Genomic DNA, 4,309 nt, shown 5'->3' with positions numbered 1-4,309 from the left:
AATAGCGTCACCTATTATAGACTGATCCATTTCTAATAGAATGATTTTATTATTCATCGCGTTTAGCTTTTCATTGTGCTTCTCTTTATCTGCATCAAGTGCTGTCACAATTTCTTTTAATTTCTCATCAAATTTCTTACGACGTGCTCCTTTGAACTGGCTTGTTGTTAGACTCGTGCCTAAATTGGTAAACTCTTTCTTATAAGAATCAAAATGATGAAGTTCTCCCTGTAAAGATCTCTTTGCGGCTTTTAAGCGCTCTAACTTTTGGGCATTTGCCCTGTGACTAGCCATTTTACTATCATAACTTGCCTTAAATCGATCAACACTTGCATGGATATCCGCTTTTCGTGCAGCTTCTTTGGCTTTATCTTCCTCTTGAGCCATAATGTTTTCCCTCCTCAGAATCTAGTTCCCCACCAAGACTATCTTTTGGTTTTACATCAGAGTTCATCGAATAAAAGAAACTATCAGTATAGAAATAATTAACTGCAAGGACTGTTACTAACGCATCTTCAAAGCAACTACTGATTTCTTTAAATAACCATGTTTTTCTGGTACAAAACCTGCGACATTTGTGGTTTCCTCATTTAGGGCAAGTGGTAATTGTAGATTATCTAACATCTCTTGTACCTGTTGATTTGTATAAAAATTATGCATAGAGATCGTTTTAGATAACATCGGAATCTTGATAGAACTTGTGCCCTTCCATTGCTGATTTATCTGTGTAATCTCTTGTTCTAAATTATTCAATCGATCAATATCGCTTTATCCATGAATTGGTTAATGAATTTAAACTTCATGTGGCTCGTCTAGTTTGATTTGCGCTCGTCCAATAATTTCTTGTGGAATCAGAGCATCACGCCCGATCAGATAAATTAAAAGAGGTGTCAGCACAATGAGTTGCACGGACACCTTTTTTAAAAATCTAATTTAAGCCAAAAGAACTTGCATCCTGACGATCACGGTCTGCGACAGTATCTGCATATTTGGTCAACTGCGTATGAATACTTTGTAATAAATTTTCCATTTGTTTCACATTACCTTCAAGCTGTTTGTATTGCTCCAAGTAAGCTCGAAAAGCTTCCCCCTGCCATTCTTGGGCAATCGTTGAATTCATAGAATTCACTTTACGAATAGCGTCTTCAATTTGTGAAGAGGCAGTTTGATAAATTTTCGCCTGAGATTTTAGTTGTTCGGGTGTGACTTTAATAGCTCCTCCCATAAAATCATCTCCTTGGTTTTTAACTATCCTTACGGATAATATAATTTTAAAATTATATTAAATCTTAGACCAAGCGAGTTTCTTTCTTTGCCCCTTATTATATACACACGTGTCTTAAATGACACATCAAAAGAAGAAGCGATAATATAAACATTAAACTTTGATTGTTTAATAAATTGTCACTTGATTTTATTTCACCATAATTACCTTTTTGCTTATTTGTAGCTGTTTTTGGGTTAAAGTCTTCCATATTTCCTTTTTTACCTTCACCCGTACCCTTAGTAAATTCTTTTAATTCTAAATCCTTCGAACCACTCTTCAAATTCAAGTTTTCAAAAAACGGTGCTGTTTTTTTCTCAAGCCACTGATTATTTGCTACAGATGCATCAAAAGCTCCTGCTGGCTGCAGCCTTGAATCCAGATTTTCTCTAACTAGTTTTACGTTTGTATATGGTCATGTCTGTTTTTCTTTCTACATTCAGATACATTATTATTAATCCTCCAACTTCTTTACATAAAAATAGAACCAACGCTTCTTCCATTAGAAACATTGGTTCTATTCTTAGTTATAATATAAATCTATTTTTTCTTTTCATTACATCTTTCATTTAGAGCAAAAGATGATTAAGTGACAAGATATTTTAAAACTATTTTTCAGTTCCATCAACTTAAAATCACTTTTTAATTTTTATCTATTACTCTTCCACCTACTCACTGTTTCATTAGAATTATGCAGTAAGTTAGGACATAATTTTGCATTGAAAAATATTATTATCCTTCAAATTTATCCCAAATCACTGTTCCTTTTGCAAGAATAATATTATCCAATGCCTCCATAATATTATCTCCTACCCATCCTATTGATTTAAATAGTCTTCCTGATTCTGATATATATAAATTTAGCCCGAAATCAGTTAGTGAACCTACAGGAATAACTTTCTCATCAATATAATCCTCTAAACCAAAACACGAACTATCTAACACACCTATCACTTCCTTAATGCAAGTGGTATGTTCAGATATTTTCTTAGATCCATTTGGTCGAATCTTTTCAACATTGATTCGTAGTTCTCCAAACTCCTCCATAAACTTTTTTGCACTTTCAAAAACTTCAAAGCCTCTTTCTTCAAGAAACTTTACATTTTCTGATATGTCTATTTTTCTCCCCTCGTACCATCCCGCTTTTTTTAATTCTTCTATTGTCTTATTTGATATTTCCATTTTCATTCCTCCTAGTTATCAATATTATAGAAATCAAAAAACGTTCTTCTACAAGTCTTACAAGGTTTAGCAAATCCACCTGGTAAGTTTTCCGTTCTAACGATAAAATTATCATATCTTGCGCCTTTTAATATTGCATCTCTTGCGCTCCAAACTTCTGCACAATTATTGAGTAGTTACGTAGCATTTTTCTAGATTATCATTAAAATCAACTTCTTTAGTTGCTAAAAATTCTACGAAAGCTTAAATGTCACCAACATAGCCTTCAATTGTTTTAGGGCACTTATCATTCTCAATTGGACTTATCTTAGAATCTTCAATTATTTAATAGATTGTTATTACTCCTTTCAATTTTTCGCATAAAAATAGAACCAACGCTTCTTCCATTAGAAACATTGGTTCTATTCTTAGTTATAATATAAATCTATTTTTTCTATTCATTACATCTTTAGTTTAGAGCAAAAGGTGATTAAGTGGCAGAGTATTTTAAAACTATTTTTTAGTTTCATCAACTTTAAATCACTTTTTAATTTTATCTACCATTCTGCCCCCTTTCCCCCTACTCACTGCTTAATTATGCAGTAAGTATTTGAATCTTTCCAGTTTATTTAGAAATATTCAATTCAAAGTACTTATGCATTTGAACTCAATTTTTAGTATATTGTAGTTAGCTTAATTAAACTTTTGCATTGAGATTTCTAACTTTAATATTTTTAATCTAAACTAAAAACTATCCAATTAAACTCCTTGCTTTTTCAAGTTCCCTTAAGATTTCTTCTTTTTCTGACTCCTCAAATCTTGAAATCTTCTCTTCTAAGCCATACTCTATTACTTTAAAAAACTCTTTATATTTTAAACATGATATCTCTTCTGGGTAACCGGGAAATTCCATGCTTAATACAACCTCATCCATCTCACATCTTTCAGAATCACCATCATCATAGGTACCGTAAGTAGCTATCATACAAACATCATCAAAAATAACTTCTTCTTTTGTTAAAATTACATTTATACATTTTACTATTCTTGATTTATTAATAAAAATCCCTCTAATAAAATTCTTATTCCATTCATCATCCATAATCTTTTTCTCGTTCATAAACATTCTCCTAACGATATATCTTAATCAAAACTTGTTACTGGGTGGAAGTTTGTAATTTCTCCATTCCTAAAATACCCCATAAACTTCATTCCGTTTGATGCTTCACCACAAATCAAGTACCCTTCTAAATATCCATTTGTCATTGCTTCCAAGCCCCACTGATACATTTCCTCATTACCATATTTTGAAGGATCATAAACTGTTTGAGGAGATTTTATGATCTTATATTCATCTAAGAACCCTTCTTTTCCATCACCTTTTGGTATTTTGTATTCTATAGTCTGTAATCCTGGAAAATCTTTATTATATACAATATTCTTAGGATCTATCATATTGTTGATATCTTTACCTGTAGACTTTAGTTTGTTATAAAATTCATCAGAATTATGTGTTCCTAAAACTCCCTTTTTACCACTAATTGGTTTATTTTCAGCAATTAGGTGTGTTTTTGCATCAGGTGAAATTGTATGTGTAAGTTCACTCATTGGTTTTCCTAATTTCCAACTAGCTTTACCTGACCCCTCTGCAGAAAGTTTCTCCCCAGATAACCGGTTCGCATTTTGCGCTTGCCCCTTAGTTTCACTCTTAGCAACAGAAAATAACTCTCCAAGTGTTTTTCTTTCTCCTACACTCCCAACGTCAGCTGCCGAAGGTTCAGGGAATAAATCCCGGATCTCAATATTTTTAATCTTCTCCACGACATTCTTCATACTATTCGGCAACTTATTCATGAATGCCGCTACTTCTTCCAACTTACCAAC

General features: G+C 32.5%; 6 protein-coding genes. All 6 read right to left on the bottom strand.

All coding sequences use genetic code 11. The features are described from left to right. Nucleotides 1-387: DUF5082 family protein (locus U860_RS0130655; protein WP_025151457.1), on the bottom strand; the 387-nt coding region annotated here is incomplete at its 3' end. 117 nt (nt 388-504) lie between these two features. Next, entirely contained in the window at nt 505-681 is a 177-nt protein-coding gene (locus U860_RS36745; RefSeq protein ID WP_240184514.1) for a hypothetical protein, read from the bottom strand. A 247-nt stretch (nt 682-928) separates the two neighbouring features. Beyond that, nucleotides 929-1,225 (bottom strand): WXG100 family type VII secretion target, encoded by a 297-nt coding sequence (locus U860_RS0130645; protein WP_025151455.1) that lies wholly within the window; start codon nt 1,223-1,225, stop codon nt 929-931. Nucleotides 1,226-1,996: 771 nt separating this feature from the next. Continuing rightward, nucleotides 1,997-2,446, bottom strand: a complete 450-nt coding sequence (locus U860_RS0130635; protein WP_025151453.1) for an SUKH-3 domain-containing protein — start codon at nt 2,444-2,446, stop codon at nt 1,997-1,999. A 730-nt stretch (nt 2,447-3,176) separates the two neighbouring features. Next, nucleotides 3,177-3,545, bottom strand: coding sequence for a hypothetical protein (locus tag U860_RS0130630; RefSeq protein WP_025151452.1), 369 nt, complete (start codon nt 3,543-3,545; stop codon nt 3,177-3,179). 23 nt (nt 3,546-3,568) lie between these two features. After that, on the bottom strand, nt 3,569-4,309 hold a 741-nt coding region (locus tag U860_RS32515), incomplete at its 5' end, for a CdiA family toxin C-terminal domain-containing protein (RefSeq protein ID WP_025151451.1).

It is taken from the genome of Bacillus sp. H1a (genome assembly GCF_000633475.1).
GTDB lineage: Bacteria > Bacillota > Bacilli > Bacillales > Bacillaceae_G > Bacillus_A > Bacillus_A paramycoides.
Note: the sequence above shows the minus strand (reverse complement) of the source record. Positions and strands in the feature narration are given on the sequence as shown.